The sequence below is a fragment of the Streptomyces sp. NPDC043870 genome (assembly GCF_056435785.1).
Genome location: NZ_JBWKDT010000010.1, coordinates 208,751 through 229,550 on the forward strand (window position 1 = coordinate 208,751; position 20,800 = coordinate 229,550).

Genomic DNA, 20,800 nt, shown 5'->3' on the forward strand with positions numbered 1-20,800 from the left:
GGACTGAGCCTGACATGACCTACACGCACCGGCGCATGCCGGCCGCCATGGCGGCCCTCACGCTCGCCTTCCTCGGCGTGCCGGCCGCCCCTGCGGTGGCGGACACGACCACGCAGTGCACCTTCCCCAGCAAGAAGTACGAGGGCCGCCCCTGGGCGCTGCAGCGCGTGCTGCTGGACGAGTTGTGGAAGCAGTCCACCGGCAAGGGGGTGCGGGTCGCCGTCATCGACACGGGCGTGGATGTCAAGAATCCGCAGCTGACTGCTGCCGTGGACGTGAAGAGCGGCAAGAACCTCCTGCCCAAGAAGGACAAGAAGGGCCAGGAGATCGAGCGCGGCAACGAGAGCGGCACCACGGACACCGTGGGCCACGGCACCAAGGTCGCCGGCATCATCGCCGCCCGCCCCGCCAAGGGCACCGGGTTCGTCGGCCTCGCCCCCGATGCCACGATCATCCCCGTCAAACAGAACGACGCCGAGGGCCACGGCACGGCGGAGACCCTGGCCGACGCCATCAACCATGCGGTGGCGGAGAAAGCCGGTGTCATCAACATCTCCCAGGACACGGCCAACGCCGTGGTGCCCACTCCTCTGCTGAAGCAGGCCATCGACAAGGCCCTGGACCAAAACATCGTCGTTGTCGCCTCCGCGGGCAACGACGGCCTGGGCGGCAATGTCAAGAAGACCTACCCGGCTTCGTACGAAGGCGTCCTGGCCGTTGCCTCCTCCGACCGCAACAACGAACGCGCGGCGTTCTCCCAGTCCGGCGACTTCGTCGGCATCGCGGCCCCGGGCGTGGACATGATCTCCACGGTCCCCGGCGGCGGCCACTGCGCCGACAACGGCACCAGCTTCTCGGCCCCGTACGTCGCGGCCATCGCCGCGCTCATCAAGAGCAAGCACAAGGACTGGACGCAGGAGCAGATCGTCGCCCAGATCCAGCAGACCGCGGAACGCTCCATCGCGGGCCACGACCGGCTCGTGGGCTGGGGAGTCGTCGACCCGGTCCGTGCCCTGACCGAGGACGACAAGCCGCTCGAGAAGCCCGTCGCCCACGAGGGCGTCACCCGCGCCGAGGCCCCGACCCCGGCCAAGCTCCACCTCGGCGAAACCGCGGATGAACGCAACGCCCGCCTCGCGACGTACGTCGTGGTGGGCGGCGCGGTCCTGGTCGCCGCGATCGCCGGCGGCGCGGTGACGGTACGGGATGCGCGGCGGCGGGGGCGGAGGGTCTGAGCGGGGGAGATGAGTAGATGTACGGATGCGGCGGTGATTGCAACCGCATAGGTTCAGCTGATCGTCGACCAGTTGTCGAACGAGTGGTCGGACCAGTCGTCCATTTCTGGAAGTCGGGTGACAGGCAACTCACTTGGGCCTGTCAGACCCTGTGGCTACAGTGGCCTGTGGGTATGAGTAAATGATGAGTCATCATGACCCATGGTCGCAGTGTGTGAATTTTCTGTGATGGCTGCAAACGGGGAGGATCGGTCGTAATGCTGCCAGCGGACGGTGGCGGGGGCGGCGCGAGGGGTTCTGGTGACCTCGTTCGCGGCGTAGGCGCACTGAAGACTTTCCAGAAGCGTGTGAACGAACTTCTGGGCGAGCTGGAGGGCGGAGCCGGTGGCAGTAAGACGGTCGCCGAGCAGAGGATTTCGCGCGGCTCCTTCAGCGGCGCCAACATGCCCTTCGCGGAGGCGGACGGCTTCTTCAGCCAGTACAACCGGGTCCACACGGCGCTCGTCAATCTCTCGAAGTCGCTGGGCGATCAAATCGAGCTGCTGACCATTGGCGTGCACGCGGCGGATGTCGGCTTCGACAACCTGGAAGAGGACAAGCGGGCCCGCTTCCACCAGATCCAGTCTCGTTTGGACGAGGAGCGCGAGGCGTGGGAGAAGCGCGAGAAGGGGCATGGCGAGAAGCATGGTCAGCCCAAGGATCAGGACACTGCCACTCCGCAGGACATGGGGTGATTGTCGATGAGTGAAGAGAAGAAGCCGCTGACCCCGGACCAGTTGGCGGCCGAGGCAACGAAGCGGCAAACGGCTGATTCAGCGCTGATCGAGACGAGGTTCAGCGCCACCGACGCCTACCAGCGCGTCTCGGCGATGATGGACGACATCGGTTTCGGCAGCTCGGGAAGCCTCTTCGGCAAGACAAGCTTCGAGGGCGCTCAGCTCAACGCCATGCTCGACCTTCTGGAGAACTCGAACCCGTCGGATCTGGAGAACGCGGGTACTGCGCTCGTCGGCGCGAAGGATTCTCTCAACAAGGCAGCGGAGGAGCTCGCCCAGCACATCCGAGACACCGAGTGGAAGGGCGAATCGGCCACCGAGTTCTCGCGGTACGGCAGCGAACTCGTCAGTTACGCCTTCGGACTCGGCACCTTCGCAAACGCCGTCGGTCAGCAGATGAAGGTCGCCAGCGAGGGCCTTACCTCTGTGCGTAACTCGAAGCCTCCACGGGACGGCCGACTGGTCCAGAAGAAGGTGGAGGACTTCCCGCTGCCGGAGCGCCGGGACGACAATCCCGAGTACGCCCAAGCGGTGAAAGCGGAGGAGCACCGCCAAGAGGCGATCAACCAGATGAACCGTCTGGCGTCGTTCTACGCGGTGTCGCAGGAGTCCCTGGCTGCGCAGGAGCCACCGCAGTTTCCCAAGGCGCTGGAAGCGGGGGTGCCGCCGCCGAGGGGAGACTCGACACGAGACGGGGAGTCCGGCACAAGCGCTTCGAGGTCTGATGCTGCAGGGGTCGCTGTCGGTCCCGCGGGGCGTCAGCAGGCAGAGGCGATTGCCGCGAAGGGTACTCCTGGGGCGGAATCCCTTGGCAACCCGCTTGTGCCGGACCGCAACACGTCGATGGAGATCGACAGCGTCAAGGCACCGCCTGCTCCCCCCACAGCGCCCGGCCCTGCACCGACGGCCCCGCCAACCACTGGCCCATCCGGCCCTACGAACCCCTTGGTTCCGCCCATGCCGGGGCTGCCGAGCCGCGTGCGCGGGGAATCGCCCCGGGCAATAGGCACCAAGGGCGTTCCCAGAGGCGGCGGTCCCAATAACCCGACGGCAACTGGACGCACCACCGGGGCGGGACGCTTCGGGGGCGACTCCACCGCGTCCGGCAGGCAGAGCCCGGTAGGCAGGCCCTCGGGACCCATGACGTCCGGCCCTGCCACAGGGCGAGCTGGAGGTCCGACCAGTCAGAGCCCTATGGTCGGTCGGCCCGGCACGCCGGGCCAGCAGGCATTCGGACGTACGCCTCCGAGTACAACAGGTGGACCGCGTGCCGGTCGTACGGAGCCCATCGTCGGAGGCACGCCGCAGCGTTCCACAACGGGCTCCACGGGGTCGCGAATCCCTCGCGGAACTGTGATCGGCGCTGAAGGGGGCACTCAGGGGCGCGCCTCTGTAGCGAGACCCAGTCAGTCTGGAGTGATCGGGGCAAACGCGGGCAACGCGGCGCAACGCCCCGCCGGGAGGGGCACGCCGAGCGTCAACGGAGTTGTCGGCACCCCTCGCAACGGGGCTCAGACTGCGCGGCTGACCACCGGAAGTGCTCCCGGCTCCAGAGCCGGCAAGCAGCAGTCCCGTGAACAGGAGGAGGAGCGCAACGGTTCTACGCGTCCCGACTACCTGACCGAGGACGAGGAGACGTGGACCGCGCGACGACGCGGTGCTGTACCGCCAGTGATCGACTAGCACAGGGAAGGTTCGGAAGTCGGGATGACAGCAGGAACGAGCCGTGCATGGAGGAGGCCCGCTTGGCGCGGTCTCGCATGCGCGCTGGCCCTGGTCGGTGCGTGGACTATCGGCGCGGCGCCAACCGCCACTGCGGCAGACGTGCAGTCGAAGCAGTGGTACCTGGACGCCATGCATGCCGAGGACACCTGGAAGAGGGCCACCGGCGAGGGCATCAAGGTCGCTGTCATTGACACAGGTGTGAATCCATCCACGCCGTCCCTGAAGGGTCAGGTTCTCAAGGGACTTGATGCCACGGATGCACCCGGTGAGGCTACTGACGACTACGAGGGTCATGGCACGACCATGGCCGAATTGATCGCTGGTACGGGGCAGGGCGGCGGCCTGCGTGGGTTGGCGCCCGGCGCCAAGATCATTCCTATGCGCGTCGCGACTAAGTCGTTCCCCAAAGATTTGAAGGTGAACGAGTGGGATGATTCGGTTGCAATGAGGGCCGCTGCGGACAGTGACGCACGTATCATCAGCGTTGCCATCGGTAACGAGTTTGGGGATCCGCGGCTGCGGGAGGCCGTGAAGTACGCGCAGAGCAAGGGAAAACTGGTCTTCGCGTCTGTAGGTAACACTGCCAAGAAGGGCAACGTGCCTACATATCCCGCCAAATACAACGAAGTTGTCGGTGTCGGTGCCACTGACCGTGAGGGACAGGTCGCTGACTACTCCCAGCACGGAGACTTCGTGGACCTTGCGGCTCCGGGTAGCGATATCCCGTACTGGTGCGACTCCAACTTCACTCGCTACTGCGACGGTGGCAATGGCACCAGCGCAGCCACCGCCCTCGCCTCCGCCTCCGCCGCCTTGATCTGGTCCGCGCACCCGGACTGGACCGCAAACCAGGTCCTCCGTGTCATGTTCGAGAGCGCGGGTCGCGGAACGGACGGCAACAAGACCACTCTTAGTGAGTACTACGGCCACGGAGTCGTCCGTCCCAACGCCCACATAACCCGTGGCCTCGGCAAGCCGGGCGCTCCCGACATCAGCCCCCTGACCAACGAGAAGACAGGGGGCGGCTCCGCCGCCTCACCCGCCCCGTCTGCACCAGCTTCGTCACAGCCCTCCAAGGGCAAGCCCGGCTCCGACGCAGTCGTGGCAGGCTCCAGCAAGAAGAGCGAGGACGACAGCCAGTTGGGCCTGATCCTCGGCGGAGCCGCAGTCGTCGTGGTACTCGCCGGAGCGGCCTTCGCCGTACTCCGTCGGCGGCGAACCGCCTGACCGAACGGCCGGGCTGCAGAAGCACGTTCAGGCCTTCCCGTCTCATTGTGCTTCACCTCGCTATCTGGTGAGACACAACGCATCCAGTCACAACAGTAGTCCAGAAAGGAAACGCAACCGTGTCACAGGGCCAGCGGCTTTCAGACCAGCAAGTCATCCAGCTCGAGAAGCAGCTCTTCGAGAAGTTCAACTCGATCAAGGGTCAGCTCCAGCAGATTCAGGGCACGATCGACAGCCTCGAGGGCCAGTGGAAGGGCATCGGTGCCGGGGCCTTCAACGCGAAGCAGCAGGAGATCAACACCTCCATGAGGGGTCTCGGTACGATCCTTGCGAAGTTCCTCGAAGCGCTGAGCGCCTCGAGGAAGATCAAGGACGGTACGGAGGACGACGTCCGCGCTGCCGTGCAGGCCATCAACGTCGACCTCGGTGTCGGCACGAACGCCGCTCCCAAGTCGGGCATTGCCGGCCTCTAGAACCACTGGGCGCACTCGATCTCGGCTGCGGAAGCCGAGTGACAACTACAGGTGAGATGAGGGAATCATGGGCATGAACTCGGGAGACGACCTCGTCGTCAAGTACGACGGCCTTGACATTGCGGCGACCACGCTCGGCAACCAGGCCAAGAGGCTCGAGGAGGACCTGCGGGAGATCAAGACGGCCATGGCCACTGTTGCCGCCGGCTGGGAGGGCGAGGCGCACAGCGCCTACGTCCAGGAGCAGCTGAAGTGGGACAAGGAAGCTGCGGACATCCACCGCGCCCTCATGCAGATCGGCCAGGTCGTTGCGAACGCGGGCGGCGACTACATGGGTGGCGACAAGAAGGCCGCCAGCTACTTCGCCTGAGCCTTCCGGCTGCGGGCGGCGACTCGGGGCACCGATCAGGGGTGGGCACGCGCGAGGGGTGCCCACCCTTCGTCCGTCCCGATGCGACTGACCCCGGGAGCCGCACAGGCGGCTCCCGGGGTCTCTGCTGTTCACTCAGTTGCGAAGGTCGCGGGCCAGTCTCATGACGCGGGCCCTTTGCAGTCCGTCGAGTCGGTGACGGACTTCGCGTAGGCGAGTAGCAGCTCCCTGGCCGCGTCGGCGTCCGAGAACTTCTTGTCGTAGATGAGGACTCTGACGAAGAGTTGGTTCATGTCGGGATGGTCTTTGGCCGCTACCGGGCACTGGATGAGACGGACCCCGCCCTGGTTGCTCCATGCGTACGTCCCGTCCTCGCTGGTGTGCTCGTCGAGGTCGATGTACGGGTTGCTGCGGGCCACCGTCGTCACGGAGGCATCTCGCTTCCACTCCGAGAAGGCACTGAGAACGAGCTTGTCGTCGATGACAACCTCGCAGTGGGTGCGGCCCACCTCCCGCGTTCGCGCGTCCGCCTTCAGGGTCTTGCCACTCTTGGGCAGTACCGCGTCCAGCGAGGCGGTCGGCATCGGTGTTCCGCAGAGGTCCGCCGGCACGGCGAAGGACCGCTTCTCCTCCGTTTCCGAGCAGGCGGTGAGAACCAGTGCGAGCTGGGCGGCCACAACGAGTGCAGAGAGCCGCCGCGCTGATCTCCGCCTCGGAGCCGGGTCCGCATATGCCGCCACCTGGCCGGGGGCGTTGGGTGTGCTGGCAGGTGTCATTCTGCGGGAACCTCCGTGGTCAGGTGGTCTGCCATGTGCCTGACGTTCGCGGCGGCGTCCGAGAAACCGTCGTCGCGCCCCTTCAGAGCCCAGTCCGCCGCCTTGTCCGGATCGGGAAGCCCATGGGCCTTGGCCGCGTTGATGGCTGCCATCTGGCCGTGATCCGCGCTCAGCTCCTTGCCCTTCTCCCACAGACCGCCTGCCTCCTTGCTGGCCTCGGTCAGCACATCGGTCTCGGACTGCTGGAAGATGTGCTCGAGGACCATGCCGCTGACGGTACTTGCGACACCGCTGGCGACAGCACCGCCTATCGGTGTGGCGATGTAGCTCACGCCGACGCCGATGCCGGTTCCGATAGCCCCGGACCACGCGTTCTTCTGCTGCGCGACCGAGTCGGAGAACTCCTTCGCCTCCTTGGCGGCCGGACCCAGGACGGCTTCCTGCATGCCGATGGACAGCGTTCCGCTCACCTCTCCGGAACGGCGGGTGATTGCCTCGATCGTCTCCTGAGCTGAGTGTGGGTAGCGCTGGTCGGTCGGCAGGTCCGGGTTGAGGTGGTAGTCCATGAGATCGGCCATGTAAGCCTTCTGACCTACTTCGATGGCCGCGTATCCATCGGGACTCTGCCCCACGGTGACGAGGAAGGCCGAGACGTCCTTGTGTTCGAGTTCGGCTTGGGCGCCCGCCAGAGGGAAGAGCAGGTCGGTATTCCCGTGCGGGTCGTCCGCGAGCGCACGGTTGATGTCGGGCAGGTACTCCGAGGCGATCTGCCCCATGCTGTCGGACATGTGGGCGTGGTCAGTGAGCCGCTTGGGGTCGTCCTCGACCGAGTTGACGATCTCCGACATCAGCTTGGCCTGCGCTTCCGAGTGCGGCGGCAGGTCGTCCGTCGGCATCTCGCCCGCTGGGTGACCGGTGGTCGCGGCCTCCAGCGCCATCGCCAAGTTGTTCCGCCCCGCGATGCTCTCCTCGCGGTCCTTGTCGTAGTCCTGGGGCCAGTCACGCTCTTCGAAGAAGTACTCGAAGTTGCTGAGAGACCGCTTCTCGTCCTTGTCTTCCACCTTGAAGTCGTGGTCCTCGTCCTTCGTGACGAACGTGTCGCCGAAGAACTCGGTGGCCGCGGCCGGGCTGTTGGCGAGAGCCTTGAAGTAGCCGGTCATCGGGTCCCAGCCGGAGTCGGTTCCCGTGTGGTTCAGCTGCGGATCCATGCCGAGGGGCTGCCAGGCGACATGGGCGCCGTTGTTGGTGAGCTTCTTCTCCGCCGCGACGAGCTTGTTGCCGTACTCGTTCAGGAACTTGTCGTCGTAGTCGCCCCACCGCATCAGGTTGCTCATGACCTGACCGCCGAAAGGCATTCCGCCGTTCTTCTCCAGCGGCTTGTCGGCGAACGCGACGACGTCTCGCTTCCACGTCTCCATGGCGGCCGTGTCGCTCTGGCTGGCGGTTGCCAGTGTCAGGCTCAGACTCTTCTGGAGGTCGTCCATCTGCTCACGCCGTTCGTGCATGAGCTCCGGATTGACCATGGGCTTGTTGAGGTCGGCCCAGAAATCCAGCGTTCCCTTGCCGCCCAGGTTCGTGGCGAACCGCTCGGCGAAGAGGTCGTCGTTGGCGTACTTCTTGAGACCGGCGCTCAGTCGGTCGAATTCCTTGACGGTGAGGTCCTCGGGCTTCTTCTTCGCGAGCTTCGCCAGGTCGTCGGCCTCCTTGAGCGCGTCAGCGGCCGCGTCGCGGTTCGCGTAGTTGGCGTCGGAGAAGCCGAGCTTGCTCTGGTCGACGAGCGCCTTGAGGACCTTGGTCGCGGAGCTGTCGCTCTGGGTCGCGCCGTCCAGGAGCTTCTGTACCTCGTCCCGCAGGGCCGTCACGTCCGTCTCCGTGTGACTGGGGACGCTCGTTCCCTTCGCGGCGCGGTCGGGATGGATGTTCATGGTGACCGTGAAGCCGCCGCCGGCCGTGGAGACGACGGTCAGGTTCTTCTTGAGCCCGCGCTCGATCGCGTCGATGAGCTTGGTCTGGTAGTCCTTCAGCTCGCTGCAGGTGTCCCTCAGGATGTTGCGTATCGACGTGGCCTGGGTGTGCGCGTCGGCGAACTCACCGGCCGTTCTGCCGATGAACTGCTTGGAGATCTTCTGGTTCTCGCCGCTCCAGTTCGCGTTGTTCGCCTGTACGCGGAGACCGTCGTTGGCGTCCTCCTTCAGGCTTGCCAGCTTGCTGATCAGGGTCGTCCAGTCGGTGATGGCTTCGTCGAGAAGGCCGAACTTCGCGAAGCGAAGGGTTTCAAGATCCATGACTAGTCCTTGTCCTTCTCGTCCTTCTTCTTCTCGCCGTAGATCGGGTTCTTCGCGCCTGGCTCCCCGACGCGTTCGTCGAAGCCGCTGTCCAGCGTGGCGATGCTGCTCAGCTGCCCGGTGATGTAGTGCTCGTCGTCCTTGTGGATCTTCTTGGTCACCCGCATGTGGTTCGAGATGTGGGAGCAGGCGTCCCGGAGGGAGCCGAGCTGCTCGTCCCAGCGCTTGGCCACGTGGGCAAGCCCTGCCCCGAGTTCGAAGCCCTGGGTCTTGAGATCCTCAGCGGCCTTGGAGCTGCTGGGGCCGGCCACACGCGCCTCGTCCCACAACCGGTTGAACAGCTTGAACGCGTTGTTGCCGATCTTCGCGAGATCGGTCTCGGAAGCCGTGAGGTCGCCGTAGGTGCCGCCGCCTCCCCCGCCCTCGGCGGGCACCTGGTTCAGCTGCATCTGCTCCGATTGACGGCCGGCCGCCTGCGTCTTGAGCTGTTCCCACTCGTCCCACGCCATCTGCCACACCTTTCCGGTTCTTCACCTGGCACTTCAAGAGGAAGCGTTTGCGGTTCCTGTGCTCACTTCGTGCAGGGGCCCTCCGAGGCGTCGGCGCGCAGGTCGAAGTAGCTCGGATCCATGCCTTCCGGACCGGGCTGCTCGGGCGACGGCTTGGCCGTCACCTTCAGGCACGTGGTGCCGTCCGAACTGCTCACCTCGTAGTGCTCCACGTTGCCATTCGGATTCAGCTCGCCCGAACGCCACACCAGCAGGGCCGTCGGGTCGTCCCTCTCCGGTCCCCTGAGCTGTGGATCCATGAGCTCGATCCAGGAGCCGTCATCCGAGGTCAGCACCGAGATCCTCGTCGATCCGTCCATCCACTCGGCCACGGCGTGGGTTCGTTCCAGCACTTCCGCCTGATCCGCACGGTCGGGTCGGCCGTACGCGCTGAGCTGAAAGCTGGACCAAGAACCCCAGAACGCGAGGCCGGCCACGGCGAAACACAGCAGCCGCTGGACGAAGAACCCTGCATCGGAAGGCTCGGCAGACGCAGGTTCGGTGTGCCGGTGCGCCTGGAACCGCCACCAGATCGCCCGGTGATTGGCGAGACCGAGCGCGATGAACCCCAGGCCGAAGATCGCCATGAAGATCGCAAAGCCGGTCATGTTCCTGTTCCTTCTCTTTGGGCGGCCCCAGCGCGGCACGACGGCCGATGGCCTTCAGTGGCTTGTAGGGGCATGCGCAGGGCTGGCGGGTTCGCGAGGCGGCCCCGGCGTACGAGACTGGCGACAAGAAGGCCGCGGGCTACTACGACTAGGAGTTGAGCGGCGCCACCCAGGGTGGGTACGCCGAGGTTGGCCTGGGCGTCAGTGAAGCCTGACTCCCATCGTCAGGTCTGTCCTCGGGGGCAGTCGGTTGATCTGCATGTGCGTCGAGCGCTTTTCTGCTGCCGACGCCTTCAGTTGTTCCCACTCGTCCCACGCCATCTCGTGGATCCCTTCCCCCGCGCGTCCTCACGGACGTTTGTGCCGAAGGCCCGCGCGCCTCCGGATTCCCGCTGCCCCTGGCCTGGTGGAACCGGTCCACCCTCCGGAGGTCCACGAATGCGAAGGCGAAGCAGGCCACCGCGAACAGCCCCGCGGCGACCGCGAGTACTGTCACCGCTGCGACTCTCCGTGCAGCTCCGGCAGGAGCCCCGTCTGCACGAGCGGCTTTCCCCGCTGGCGGGACACGAAGAAGCCACGTCCCGCAGGCATCGGCCGCATGCGGACGCCGAGCACCTCGCCCTCCTGCGGGTCGCCGGAGAGCAGGAGGCCCTGTGCGCCGAGTTCCATCATCCGTTGCAGGAACGGCTCGTACGCCGCGCGGCTCGCGCCCGCCGAATTGCGCGCGATGATGAAGCGGACACCGACGTCACGCGCGAAGGGCAGCTGCTCAGTGAGCTTGGCCAGCGGATTGCCGCTCGACGTGGACACGAGGTCGTAGTCGTCGACGACCACGAAGACGTCCGGGCCCTGCCACCAGCTCCGGTCGCGGAGCTGCTGTGCCGTGACCTCGGCGGACGGTGCACGGCGCTGCATCAGGTCCGCCAGCGCGTCGACGTGGTGGTCCATGTTGTTGGACATCGGCACGTACTCGGCCAAGTGCGTGGCGGGGGTGACGTCGAGCAGGGCGCGCCGGTTGTCGATCACGAAGAACTTGGCGGCGTTGCCGTCGTACCGTTCCGTCAACTGCTTGATGAGCAGGCGCAGCAGGTTCGACTTGCCGGACTCGCTCTCGCCGAACACCAGGAAGAACGGATCACGGCCGAAGTCGGCGAACACGGGCTCCAGGTTGTTCTCGTCGATCGCGAACGACACTCCGCGCCGGGGCTCGGCGAACCCTGCGGGAAGCTGGTTCGCGGGCAGCTCGCGCGGGAGCAGACGCACCTTCGGGGCGGAGGAGCCAGGCCAGTGGCGGCTGACCTCCTGCACCATCGCGGTGGTCGCCTCGGACAGATCGCTGTCGGAGTTGATGCCGTCGATGCGCGGCATCGCGGCCATGAAGTGCAGCTTCTCGGGAACCAGACCGCGGCCGGGTACTCCCTGCGGCACGTTCATGGCGATCTTGCGGTCCACCTCGGAGTCCATGGGGTCGCCCAGACGGAGTTCCAGGCGGTTCATCAGGTGGTCCTTGATGTTGGAGCGCACATCCATCGACCGGGACGCCGTCAGGATCACGTGGATCCCGTAGCCCAGCCCGCGAACCGCCATGTCGACGACCGCGGATTCCAGGCCCTCGTAGTCGGTGCGGAAGTTGCCCCAGCCGTCGATGACCAGGAAGACGTCGCCCCACGGCTGGTCCGTCACAGCGATCTCACCGCGGCTGCGGAGCCTGCGGTACGTGGCGATCGAGTCGATCCCGGCGCTGCGGAAGTACTCCTCGCGCCGGGAGAGGATGCCGTAGACCTCGGCCACGGTGCGACGGACGCGCTCGGGGTCCAAGCGCGACGCGACCCCGCCGACGTGCGGCAGACCGGCGACCGACGACAGGCCGCCACCACCGAAGTCCAGCCCGTAGAACTGCACCTCGTGCGGGGTGTGTGTCAGCGCGAAGGCCGAGATGAGGGTCCTCAGCAGCGTCGACTTGCCGGACTGCGGGCCACCGATGATCTGCATGTGGCCTGCCGCACCGGAGAAGTCCCGGTAGAGCACGTCACGGCGCTGCTCGTACGGCTTGTCGACGACGCCCAGCGGTACGACGAGCTGCCCCGCGCCCTCGAAACCGGGCTGCGTCAGCCCGCGGCCCTGCACGGCCGCAAGGCCGGGCAGCAGTTCGTCCAGTGGCGGCGGGTTGTCCAGCGGCGGCAGCCACACCTGGTGGGCCTCCGCGCCGCGGCCCTCGAGCCGTCGCACGATCACGTCGAGCACGGAGTCGGCGAGAGCGTCGTCCTCCGCCGTCCGTGCCTCCGGTACGGGGGCCTGGGCGGTCGGCTGGAGGTACCGGACGGGTACCGGCGCGGCCGTGAACGGCACGGGCCGGCGGTCCACGGGCAGCGGGCCTCCGGGCACCGCCGCCTGGTGCGCATTCGACCGGTACACCCCGGAGACGTACGCGGCCTTGAACCGCACCATCTCGTCCGTGCCGTATTTCAGGTAGCCGGAGCCGGGGACGTTCGGCAGATGGTAGGCGTCGGGAACGCCGATCGCCGCACGCGATTCCGCCGCGGAGAACGTACGCAGACCGACCCGGTACGACAGGTACGTCTCCAGGCCGCGCAGCCGGCCCTCCTCCAGACGCTGTGAGGCCAGCAGCAGATGGACACCGAGCGACCGGCCGATACGGCCGATCTGCACGAACATCTCGATGAAGTCCGGCTTGGCGGTGAGGAGTTCGCTGAACTCGTCGATGACGAGCACGAGCGACGGAATGGGCTGCAGCGCGGCGCCGGCCGCGCGCGCCTTCTCGTAGTCGTGGATGTTGGCGTAGTTGCCCGCGTCGCGCAGCAGCTCCTGCCGGCGGTTCAGCTCACCGCGGATCGAGTCGCCCATGCGGTCGACCAGCGTCAGGTCGTCCGCGAGGTTGGTGATCACCGCGGCCACGTGCGGCATCTGCGACATGCCGGCGAAGGTGGCGCCACCCTTGAAGTCCGCGAGGACGAAGTTCAGCGTTTCCGACGAGTGCGTCACGGCGAGGCCGAGTACGAGCGTACGGAGCAACTCGGACTTTCCGGAACCGGTCGCGCCCACGCACAGCCCGTGCGGGCCCATGCCTTCCTGCGCCGCCTCCTTGAGGTCCAGCATGACGGGGGAGCCGTCCTCGCCCACACCGATCGGGACGCGCAGCCGCTCGGACTGCGAGCGCGGCCGCCAGGTGCGGCTGACGTCGACGGAGGCGGCGTCGCCGAGATTCAGGAGATCCGTGAACTCGAGGTTCGCGAGCAGCGGTTCGTCGTCGTCCCCGCCGGTGGCGACGCGTAGCGGGGCGAGCTGCCGGGCGAGCGCCTCGGCCGCCGCGAGGCTCAGCCGGTCGGGCGTGCCGTCGTAGACCAGGCCGTGTCCCGACTCCAACTGCAGGGACTCGGGGTGCACGACGACGGAGAGGCCGCCGCGTGCGGCGGCCATGTCACCGGGCACGACCTCGATGATGGTCACACCCTGCAGACCCTCAGCGGCTGCGAACGCCGACATCGGGGGTACGGACTGGCCGTCGAGCACGACGACGATGTGCGGCTGGTCCAGCAGCGGCTGGCCGCCGCCGTGGAACCGGGGACGACCCTCCAGCCGCGACGCGAGCATGTCCTGCAGTTCCCGCGCGTCGGAGGTGATGAGGCGGCGGCTGCCCGCGCCGTCAGCGGCACCCGGCGCCTGGACGTGCGGGAGCCACTTCGCCCACTCCCAGTGCGGGGCCGCCGTGGAACCGGCCGCGATCGCGACGACCAGGTCCTCGGGGGAGTGCAGGGAGGCCAGCGAGCCGACCATCGCGCGCGCGGCGGACCGTACGGACTCAGGCTCTCCGCTCACCGTCAGGTGATAGAAGGCGCGCAGGGAGACGGCCATCGGCAGACCGTCGAGAGTGCCGTGGGTGGAGAGGAACTTCTGCATCGCGCCGGCGGTGAGCGGCTCCAGCTCGTCCACGGGTGCGGTGTCGGGCGCCAGGAGTGGCGTTGCCAGCTGCTGGCTGCCGAGACCGATGCGCACCTGTGCGAAGTCGTCGTCACCGATGCGGCGCTCCCACACCCGGCTGCCCTCGGCGACCAGCGCCCACAGCTGCTCGGGGGACGGATGCAGATAGAACTGTGCGTCGCGCTGCAGCCGGGCGGTGCTCAGGACCGTACGCCTGGTCTGCGTCAGGTACTTGAGGTAGTCCCGGCGCAGATCGGCGAGCTGTCCCTGGGTGCCGCGCCGGTAGCGAACCAGCATGGCGATGGCCATGGCGACCGTCGACGCGATCATCACCATGCCCATGATCCGCATGATGGGATTCGGCGTCATGAAGAAGAAGACGACGGAGCCGCCCATGCCGAGCATCGGCAGCAGCTGCATCAGGGCGCCCTCCTGCTGGCCCCTCGGCAGCTCGGGCGGTGGTTGCAGCTGCACTTGCTCGCCGGGTACCTCGGACGGCAGGGCCCGTGGTGGGCGCTTGACGACGATCTGACTCACAGCTCACCAATTCCCTTGCCGGACGGAAATGTTCCTATCGGCGCCCCCGTGGCGACGGGTTCCATCCGCGGGGAGGGATCCTACTTGCGCAGGGGCCACGGGGTGGGCGGTAGGGTGGCGCGACGTGTTTGCGCACGCATGAACTACCGCAAAAAAATGGGTCATTCGGAACGCAGTGCCGGCCCAACGGTCCACGCGATTCACGAGGGGATGCAGCAGGTGAGTATGACGGCCCCAGCGGCGGCCACCGGAACCGGTCACCAGGGTCCCGTGACCCCGTCCGGCGGCGGAACCGGTTTCTGCCGGGTCACGGTCGTCGCGCCGGACGGTCGCGTCGACGTGGCGTTGCCCGAGGACATCCCCGTCGCCGACCTCTACCCGGAGATCCTCCGGCTGTCCGGACAGAGCCCCGCGGAAGGCGCGCCGGTCGGATACCACCTCGTCCGCCGTGACGGCAGCGTGCTCGACAGCGCGGGTTCCCTCATCGCCCAGCGCATCCTCGACGGCGAGCTGCTGTCGCTGCGGCCGTTCGCCGAGTCGCTGCCCCCGGCCGTGTTCGACGACGTCTCGGACGCAGTCGCCTCCGCGGTCGCCCGCGACCGCACGCTGTGGACCGACGGCCTGATGCGCGGCGCGGGGCTCTTCGGCGGCTCGGTGCTGCTGGTGCTGCTCGCGTTCGTCCTGTGGTCGGCGGACCCGCGGCACGACATGCACGGCCTGCCGGGCGTCCTGGCCGCCGTCACCGGCGTACTGCTGCTGGCGCTCGCATGTGTACGCGCACGGGTGTACGGCGACCGTGGCTCGGCCGTCGCCCTGGGTATCGGCGCGATGGCCAACGCCGCCGTCGCCGGAGCCGGACTGCTCCCGGTGGCGGCGGGACAGGGCATCGGACGACTGCAGTTCCTGCTGGCCTGCTCTGCCGTACTGATCGTCTCGGTGATCCTGATGATGGTCGCCCCGGGCGGGGACGGCCCCTTCGTCGCGTTCGCCTTCGCCGCCGCCATGGGCCTGCTCGTCACCTTCGTCGCGATCCTGACCGGGATGGAGCCGTCCGAGACTGCCGCGGTGTGCTCCCCGCTCGCTGTCGGGGCCCTGGCCTTCCTGCCGGGCCTCTCCACGCGGTTCGCCCGCCTCCCCGTCGGATTCGAGGCGCCGCGCACCGCGGTCGGCGGCTACGGGGCCGACCCCGCACCGCAGGGCCCGGTCGACGCGGAGCGCATCGCTGCCCAGGCCCGCCGCGGCCATGAGCTGCTCGTGGGCCTCGTCGGCGGCTGTGCCCTGCTGGCCGTCGGGTCGGCTGCGGTGCTCGGGTTCTCCGACGACGTGTGGGGCCAGCTGCTCGCTCTCGCCACCGGCATCGCCATGCTGATGCGCGCCCACCTCTTCCGCTACACGGCGCAGGTCGGCTGCGCCCTCGCGGCGGGCCTCGGCGCCCTGGTGCTGCTCGGCCTCGGGCTGTGCCTGAACCCGCCCACCGAGCTGATGCGCGCCGCCCTGAAGGGAGACGGCACCGGACTCGACATCCGCACGGTCTGGCTGTCCGCCGCTGTCGCCGGCGTCGCCGCGCTGATCATCGCCATCGGGCTGATCGTTCCGCGCAAGGGCGTCACCCCCTTCTGGGGCCGGTTCCTGGAGATCGCGGAGACGTTCGTCCTGCTGACACTCGTGCCCCTGTGTCTCGCGGTCTTCGACGTCTACCACTCGATCCGGGCGCTGACCTCCTGAAACGGATCGGCGCGCTCCGCGAGCGCACCGATCCGGCCTCCCGAGGGGGCGGCCAAGCCTCCCGAGGGGGGCGATCGGGCTCCCGGCGGCCCCCGGGGCCAGCGTGGGACGAGCGCCCGGCGGACCGGCCCCGGCCCCGGCCTTCGGCCACTCCGGGGCCTGTCCCGGGCCGGGCGGCGGGACTGGTACGCTGTGTGACGGCCGTTTGTGTACGCGTACCCCGGAACGTCGAAATTCTGGAGTGCAGCGCCCATCGTGCCTTCGCCTCCGAGTCACGGAAGCTCCCCTGAGACCAAGACCAGGGGCACTCGTGGGCGCATCGAATCACCAGAGGAGTACCGAGTGTCTCTCGACGCCGCTACGAAGAAGCAGATCATGGCCGAGTTCGGCACCAAGGAGGGCGACACCGGCTCCCCCGAGGTCCAGGTTGCGATGCTCTCCCGCCGCATCTCGGACCTGACCGAGCACCTCAAGACCCACAAGCACGACCACCACTCCCGCCGTGGTCTGCTGATCCTGGTCGGCCAGCGTCGCCGTCTGCTGCAGTACCTGGCCAAGAAGGACATCCAGCGCTTCCGTACGCTGGTCGACCGTCTCGGTATCCGCCGCGGTGCGGCGGGCGCGAAGTAAGACGCCGTGAAGGGAGCGGTTCCCACTCTGAGGGGGCCGCTCCCTTTGCTGTACGTGCGGTCCTGCGGCAAACCTCAGTAATCTGGTCGCACAACGCAATATCGCAGTACCTGAAGTACGCAGTACCCGAAGTAACGCATTACCCCTGAAGTACGCAGTACCCGAGAACGCAATACCGAACGAGGAGGAGCGCCCCTCCGCCGCCGGTCCTCGGTAGTGGCCCCCGGAACCCATCACCCGGGTGCTTCGATCGAAGACCGGCCCGCACACAAGGCGCGCTTCTCCGCCACCGTCCCCCCGCCACACGGGCCGGGAGACGCAGACGAGGAGATATCGCTAGTGGAGAACGAGACCCACTACGCCGAGGCCGTCATCGACAACGGCTCCTTCGGCACCCGTACCATCCGCTTCGAGACGGGCCGCCTGGCCAAGCAGGCCGCCGGTTCCGCCGTGGCGTACCTGGACGACGACACCATGGTGCTGTCGGCCACCACCGCGTCCAAGAACCCCAAGGACCAGCTGGACTTCTTCCCTCTGACGGTCGACGTCGAGGAGCGGATGTACGCCGCGGGCAAGATCCCCGGTTCCTTCTTCCGCCGTGAGGGCCGCCCGTCCGAGGACGCGGTCCTCACCTGCCGCCTGATCGACCGCCCGCTGCGCCCGTCCTTCAAGAAGGGTCTGCGCAACGAGATCCAGATCGTCGAGACGATCATGGCGCTCAACCCCGACCACCTGTACGACGTGGTCGCGATCAACGCCGCCTCCTGCTCCACGCAGCTGGCCGGCCTGCCCTTCTCCGGCCCGATCGGCGGCACCCGTGTCGCGCTGATCAACGGCCAGTGGGTGGCCTTCCCGACCCACACCGAGCTCGAGGACGCCGTCTTCGACATGGTGGTCGCGGGCCGCGTCCTGGAGGACGGCGACGTCGCGATCATGATGGTCGAGGCCGAGGCCACCGAGAAGACCATCGAGCTGGTCAAGGGCGGCGCCGAGGCGCCGACCGAGGAGGTCGTCGCCGCCGGTCTCGAGGCCGCGAAGCCCTTCATCAAGGTCCTGTGCAAGGCCCAGGCCGACCTCGCCGCGAAGGCCGCCAAGCCGACCGGCGAGTTCCCGGTCTACCTCGAGTACCAGGACGACGTCCTGGAGGCTCTCACCGCCTCGGTCAAGGACGAGCTCACGCAGGCACTGACCATCGCGGGCAAGCAGGAGCGCGAGGCCGAGCTGGACCGCGTCAAGGGTCTGGCCGCCGAGAAGCTGCTCCCGCAGTTCGAGGGCCGCGAGAAGGAGATCTCCGCCGCGTACCGCTCGCTGACCAAGTCCCTGGTCCGTGAGCGCGTCATCAAGGAGAAGAAGCGCATCGACGGCCGTGGCGTCACGGACATCCGTACGCTCGCCGCCGAGGTCGAGGCCATCCCGCGCGTGCACGGCTCGGCCCTGTTCGAGCGTGGCGAGACCCAGATCCTGGGCGTCACCACCCTCAACATGCTCCGCATGGAGCAGCAGCTGGACACCCTTTCCCCGGTGACCCGCAAGCGCTACATGCACAACTACAACTTCCCGCCGTACTCCGTCGGTGAGACCGGCCGCGTCGGTTCGCCGAAGCGCCGCGAGATCGGCCACGGCGCCCTCGCCGAGCGGGCCATCGTGCCGGTGCTGCCGACGCGCGAGGAGTTCCCGTACGCGATCCGTCAGGTGTCCGAGGCCCTCGGCTCCAACGGCTCGACGTCCATGGGCTCGGTCTGCGCCTCCACCATGTCGCTGCTGAACGCCGGTGTGCCGCTGAAGGCCCCCGTCGCCGGTATCGCCATGGGTCTGATCTCCCAGGAGATCGACGGCCAGACGCACTACGTCGCCCTCACCGACATCCTCGGTGCGGAGGACGCCTTCGGTGACATGGACTTCAAGGTCGCCGGTACCAAGGAGTTCGTCACCGCCCTCCAGCTCGACACCAAGCTGGACGGCATCCCGGCCTCCGTCCTGGCCGCGGCCCTCAAGCAGGCCCGCGACGCCCGCCTCCACATCCTCGACGTGATGATGGAAGCGATCGACACCCCGGACGAGATGTCCCCGAACGCCCCGCGGATCATCACCGTCAAGATCCCCGTGGACAAGATCGGTGAGGTCATCGGCCCCAAGGGCAAGATGATCAACCAGATCCAGGAGGACACCGGCGCCGAGATCACGATCGAGGACGACGGCACCATCTACATCGGTGCCGCCGACGGCCCGGCCGCCGAGGCCGCCCGCGCCACGATCAACGGCATCGCCAACCCGACCATGCCGGAGGTCGGCGAGCGCTACCTGGGTACGGTCGTCAAGACCACCACCTTCGGTGCGTTCGTCTCCCTGCTCCCGGGCAAGGACGGCCTGCTGCACATCTCGCAGATCCGCAAGCTCGCCGGTGGCAAGCGCGTGGAGAACGTCGAGGACGTGCTCGCGGTCGGCTCCAAGGTGCAGGTCGAGATCGCCGAGATCGACCAGCGCGGCAAGCTCTCCCTCATCCCCGTGATCGCGGACGAGGACGCTGCCGGCGACGACGCCGAGAAGAAGGACGACACCGACAAGTGACGTCCCGTAGTTCCAGGACGACGGCCCGCACCTCCTCGGAGGCGCGGGCCGTCGCCCGTACCCAAACGCTTCTCCAGGGCGAGCACGGCATCGGCACGGTCCGCCGCACGGTCCTCCCCGGGGGCCTGCGCATCGTCACCGAGACCCTGCCGTCCGTACGCTCCGCCACCTTCGGCATCTGGGCGCACGTCGGCTCCCGTGACGAGACCCCGTCGCTGAACGGCGCGACGCACTATCTGGAGCACCTCCTCTTCAAGGGCACGCACAAGCGCTCCGCCCTCGACATCTCCGCCGCGATCGACGCGGTCGGCGGCGAGATGAACGCCTTCACGGCGAAGGAGTACACCTGCTACTACGCGCGCGTCCTCGACACCGATCTGCCGCTCGCGATCGACGTCGTCTGCGACATGCTCACCGGCTCGCTGATCCTCGAAGAGGACGTCGACGCCGAGCGCGGCGTCATCCTCGAAGAGATCGCGATGACCGAGGACGACCCGGGCGATGTCGTCCACGACCTCTTCGCGCACACCATGTTCGGCGACACTCCGCTCGGCCGCCCGGTCCTCGGCACCGTCGACACCATCAACGCGCTGAACCGCTCGCAGATCGCCCGCTTCTACAAGAAGCACTACGACCCGACGCACCTGGTCGTCGCGGCCGCGGGCAACATCGACCACGCCACGGTCGTACGCCAGGTCCGCAAGGCCTTCGACAAGGCCGGTGCGCTGTCCCGTACGGACGCCGCACCGGTCGCCCCGCGCGACGGCCGGCGAACAGTCAGGACGGCGGGCCGGGTCGAGGTGATGGGCCGCAGGACCGAGCAGGCCCATGTCGTCCTCGGCATGCCGGGCCTGGCCCGGACCGACGACCGCCGGTGGGCGCTCGGCGTACTGAACACGGCCCTCGGCGGCGGCATGTCGTCCCGTCTCTTCCAGGAGGTCCGCGAGAAGCGCGGCCTGGCCTACAGCGTGTACTCGTACACCTCGGGCTTCGCCGACTGCGGCCTCTTCGGCGTCTACGCGGGCTGCCGGCCCAGCCAGGTCCACGACGTGCTGAAGATCTGCCGCGGCGAGCTCGACCGGGTCGCGAACGAGGGACTGTCGGACGACGAGATCGGCCGCGCCATCGGCCAGCTCGCCGGATCGACCGTCCTTGGGCTCGAGGACACCGGCGCGCTGATGAACCGCATCGGCAAGAGCGAGCTGTGCTGGGGCTCCCAGATGTCGGTCGACGACATGCTGGCGAACATAGCCGCGGTCACTCCCGACGACGTCCGCACGGTCGCCCGTGACGTACTGGGACAGCGCCCCTCGCTGTCGGTGATCGGCCCGCTGAAGGACAAGCAGGCGGACCGCCTGCACGAATCCGTCTCGTAGAT

At 67.6% G+C, this 20,800-nt stretch carries 15 protein-coding genes; 10 read left to right on the forward strand and 5 right to left on the reverse strand.

The features are described 5' to 3' along the window. The first annotated feature begins 14 nt into the window (after window positions 1-14). The 6 genes from mycP to AC0699_RS16035 all read left to right on the forward strand — a co-directional run bounded on the left by mycP (window position 15) and on the right by AC0699_RS16035 (window position 5,806). The gene (gene mycP, locus AC0699_RS16010) at window positions 15-1,235 is read left to right on the forward strand and encodes a type VII secretion-associated serine protease mycosin (RefSeq protein ID WP_478660256.1); all 1,221 of its coding nucleotides are present in this window, start codon (window positions 15-17) and stop codon (window positions 1,233-1,235) included. 347 nt (window positions 1,236-1,582) lie between these two features. Continuing rightward, on the forward strand, window positions 1,583-1,969 hold the full coding sequence (locus tag AC0699_RS16015) for a hypothetical protein (protein WP_478660258.1): 387 nt from the start codon (window positions 1,583-1,585) through the stop codon (window positions 1,967-1,969). A gap of 6 nt (window positions 1,970-1,975) precedes the next feature. After that, on the forward strand, window positions 1,976-3,694 hold the full coding sequence (locus AC0699_RS16020; protein WP_478660260.1) for a hypothetical protein: 1,719 nt from the start codon (window positions 1,976-1,978) through the stop codon (window positions 3,692-3,694). Between the two features lie 24 nt (window positions 3,695-3,718). Then, window positions 3,719-4,963: a S8 family serine peptidase gene (locus AC0699_RS16025; protein WP_478660263.1), complete on the forward strand. Its 1,245-nt coding sequence runs from the start codon at window positions 3,719-3,721 to the stop codon at window positions 4,961-4,963. A 119-nt stretch (window positions 4,964-5,082) separates the two neighbouring features. Further along, the gene (locus tag AC0699_RS16030) at window positions 5,083-5,436 is read left to right on the forward strand and encodes a WXG100 family type VII secretion target (RefSeq protein WP_478660265.1); all 354 of its coding nucleotides are present in this window, start codon (window positions 5,083-5,085) and stop codon (window positions 5,434-5,436) included. A 67-nt stretch (window positions 5,437-5,503) separates the two neighbouring features. Beyond that, window positions 5,504-5,806 (forward strand): WXG100 family type VII secretion target, encoded by a 303-nt coding sequence (locus tag AC0699_RS16035; RefSeq protein WP_478660267.1) that lies wholly within the window; start codon window positions 5,504-5,506, stop codon window positions 5,804-5,806. Between the two features lie 161 nt (window positions 5,807-5,967). Here the strand turns inward: AC0699_RS16035 and AC0699_RS16040 are convergent, their stop codons facing one another. From AC0699_RS16040 to eccCa, 5 genes are all read right to left on the reverse strand, one after another. Beyond that, complete coding sequence (locus AC0699_RS16040; protein ID WP_478660269.1) at window positions 5,968-6,582, reverse strand: hypothetical protein; 615 nt, start codon at window positions 6,580-6,582, stop codon at window positions 5,968-5,970. Beyond that, window positions 6,579-8,867 carry a hypothetical protein gene (locus tag AC0699_RS16045; RefSeq protein ID WP_478660271.1) on the reverse strand — a complete coding sequence of 763 codons (2,289 nt, stop codon included), beginning with the start codon at window positions 8,865-8,867 and terminating at the stop codon, window positions 6,579-6,581. The genes AC0699_RS16040 and AC0699_RS16045 overlap by 4 nt, the downstream gene beginning before the upstream one ends. Before the next feature lie 2 nt (window positions 8,868-8,869). Further along, window positions 8,870-9,376, reverse strand: a complete 507-nt coding sequence (locus tag AC0699_RS16050) for a hypothetical protein (protein WP_478660273.1) — start codon at window positions 9,374-9,376, stop codon at window positions 8,870-8,872. A gap of 62 nt (window positions 9,377-9,438) precedes the next feature. Further along, window positions 9,439-10,023, reverse strand: coding sequence for a hypothetical protein (locus tag AC0699_RS16055; protein WP_478660275.1), 585 nt, complete (start codon window positions 10,021-10,023; stop codon window positions 9,439-9,441). A gap of 492 nt (window positions 10,024-10,515) precedes the next feature. Continuing rightward, window positions 10,516-14,499, reverse strand: a complete 3,984-nt coding sequence (eccCa, locus tag AC0699_RS16060; RefSeq protein WP_478660277.1) for a type VII secretion protein EccCa — start codon at window positions 14,497-14,499, stop codon at window positions 10,516-10,518. Window positions 14,500-14,724: 225 nt separating this feature from the next. Here eccCa and eccD point away from each other — a divergent pair, with 225 nt between their 5' ends. The 4 genes from eccD (at window position 14,725) to AC0699_RS16080 (ending at window position 20,798) form a co-directional block, all read left to right on the forward strand. Continuing rightward, on the forward strand, window positions 14,725-16,224 hold the full coding sequence (eccD, locus tag AC0699_RS16065; RefSeq protein ID WP_478660279.1) for a type VII secretion integral membrane protein EccD: 1,500 nt from the start codon (window positions 14,725-14,727) through the stop codon (window positions 16,222-16,224). Window positions 16,225-16,566: 342 nt separating this feature from the next. Next, entirely contained in the window at window positions 16,567-16,854 is a 288-nt protein-coding gene (rpsO, locus tag AC0699_RS16070; protein WP_322725099.1) for a 30S ribosomal protein S15, read from the forward strand. Between the two features lie 339 nt (window positions 16,855-17,193). Next, entirely contained in the window at window positions 17,194-19,422 is a 2,229-nt protein-coding gene (locus AC0699_RS16075) for a polyribonucleotide nucleotidyltransferase (protein WP_478660281.1), read from the forward strand. Continuing rightward, the gene (locus tag AC0699_RS16080; protein WP_478660283.1) at window positions 19,419-20,798 is read left to right on the forward strand and encodes a M16 family metallopeptidase; all 1,380 of its coding nucleotides are present in this window, start codon (window positions 19,419-19,421) and stop codon (window positions 20,796-20,798) included. Before AC0699_RS16075 ends, AC0699_RS16080 begins: the two co-directional genes overlap by 4 nt. The last annotated feature ends 2 nt before the right edge of the window (window positions 20,799-20,800 follow it).

Bases quoted from the DNA above. Each gene is read 5' to 3' on its own strand.
- mycP (WP_478660256.1), top strand. From the start codon at position 15: ATGACCTACACGCACCGGCGCATGCCGGCCGCCATGGCGGCCCTCACG.
- AC0699_RS16020 (WP_478660260.1), top strand. From the start codon at position 1,976: ATGAGTGAAGAGAAGAAGCCGCTGACCCCGGACCAGTTGGCGGCCGAG.
- AC0699_RS16025 (WP_478660263.1), top strand. From the start codon at position 3,719: ATGACAGCAGGAACGAGCCGTGCATGGAGGAGGCCCGCTTGGCGCGGT.
- AC0699_RS16035 (WP_478660267.1), top strand. From the start codon at position 5,504: ATGGGCATGAACTCGGGAGACGACCTCGTCGTCAAGTACGACGGCCTT.
- AC0699_RS16040 (WP_478660269.1), bottom strand. From the start codon at position 6,582: ATGACACCTGCCAGCACACCCAACGCCCCCGGCCAGGTGGCGGCATAT.
- AC0699_RS16045 (WP_478660271.1), bottom strand. From the start codon at position 8,867: ATGGATCTTGAAACCCTTCGCTTCGCGAAGTTCGGCCTTCTCGACGAA.
- AC0699_RS16050 (WP_478660273.1), bottom strand. From the start codon at position 9,376: ATGGCGTGGGACGAGTGGGAACAGCTCAAGACGCAGGCGGCCGGCCGT.
- AC0699_RS16055 (WP_478660275.1), bottom strand. From the start codon at position 10,023: ATGACCGGCTTTGCGATCTTCATGGCGATCTTCGGCCTGGGGTTCATC.
- eccD (WP_478660279.1), top strand. From the start codon at position 14,725: ATGACGGCCCCAGCGGCGGCCACCGGAACCGGTCACCAGGGTCCCGTG.